At 66.7% G+C, this 1281-nt stretch carries 2 protein-coding genes; one reads left to right on the top strand and one right to left on the bottom strand.

Annotation, left to right across the window (positions count from 1 at the left end):
* A partial coding sequence (locus MOV74_RS38450; RefSeq protein WP_246932759.1) for a LysR substrate-binding domain-containing protein occupies positions 1–748 on the top strand: 748 nt, incomplete at its 5' end.
* Between the two features lie 239 nt (positions 749–987).
* Here MOV74_RS38450 and MOV74_RS38445 read toward each other — a convergent pair.
* Positions 988–1281: tripartite tricarboxylate transporter substrate-binding protein (locus tag MOV74_RS38445; protein ID WP_246932757.1), on the bottom strand; the 294-nt coding region annotated here is incomplete at its 5' end.

Raw genomic sequence — 1281 nt, 5'->3', positions numbered from 1 at the left:
GCTGCTCAAGCGCGGGCGGCGCGGCGTCGAATTGACCGCGGCCGGCGAGAGCCTGCTCGATCATGCGCGGCTCGTCATCCACCAGATCGACGCCATGCGCGGCGATCTCGCCGGCTTTGCCAGCGGCGTCCGCGCCAGCGTGCATTTCCTTGCCAACACCTCGGGCCTGTCGGAGCATCTGCCGAAGGCGCTCGCCGGCTTCCTGCGCGAGCATCGCGACGTCGCCATCGACATCGAGGAGCGCGAGAGCACCGACATCGCAGCTGCTATCACCGCAGGTGCGGCAGATCTCGGCTTTGCTGCCGAGCACGCGCTGCCTGAGCATATCGAGCGCTTCGTCTTCAGCGAGGACCGCCTGACGCTGGTGACGTCGAAGCGCGGCCCGTTCGCGGGCCGCCGCCAGATCGATTTTCAGGAGGCGGGGACCTGTGACTTCGTCGGTCTGACCAGCGCCACCGCGCTCCAGATGCACATTTCGAAACATGCAGCCCGGCTCGGCATGCGCCCGCATTTTCGCGCGCGGCTGCGCGACTTCGACGCGATCTGCCAGATGGTTGCCGCCGACGTCGGCGTTGCGCTCATGCCCGAAGCCGCCGCCCGCCGCTGCGCCAAACTGATGCCGCTCGCCATGGTTCGGCTACGCGACGCCTTCGCCAACCGAAGGCTCGTGATTTGCGCGCGCAGCTTCAAGGCGTTGCCAAGGCCGGCGAAAATGCTGGTGGAGCATTTGAGGGCCGCGGCGGTGTAAGGGGCGCCGACGCGAGCTGACGCTATAGCTGCGCACACAACTGAGCTCCATCCCCCCTTGCGGGGGAGGGCGGGGGAGGGGGTACCCAGCAAAAGGTGTTTGTGTCGCGAAGAAGTGTTCCTTTACGGTCGATGGAGTCCCCGTGTGACCCCCTCTCCCTAACTCTCCCCCGCAAGGGGGGAGGGAACGCACCGGTCGTGTTGAGATAGGTCGACTCTTACGCTCAAAGGAGCGTAGACCTACTTCGCCGTCTCTACCCCGGCGTCCTTGATCACCTTGGCCCACTTCTGGGTCTCGTCCGCGATGAAGGCGCGAAAGTGCTCTGGCTCGTCGCCGACCAGCGTCGCGCCCTGCGCGGCGAGCTTCTCCTTTACCGCCGGATCCGCCATCGCCTTGGTTGCCAGGCCATGCAGCGCCGCGACGATCTCCTTCGGCGTGCCCTTCGGCGCGACCATGCCGTACCAGTTCTCGATGTGGAGGCCGGCAAAACCCGCTTCCGCAGTGGTCGGCACCTCAGGCGCCGTCGGCGCGCG

The organism is Bradyrhizobium sp. SHOUNA76, assembly GCF_023006445.1.
Classification (GTDB): domain Bacteria; phylum Pseudomonadota; class Alphaproteobacteria; order Rhizobiales; family Xanthobacteraceae; genus Bradyrhizobium.
Note: the sequence above shows the minus strand (reverse complement) of the source record. Positions and strands in the feature narration are given on the sequence as shown.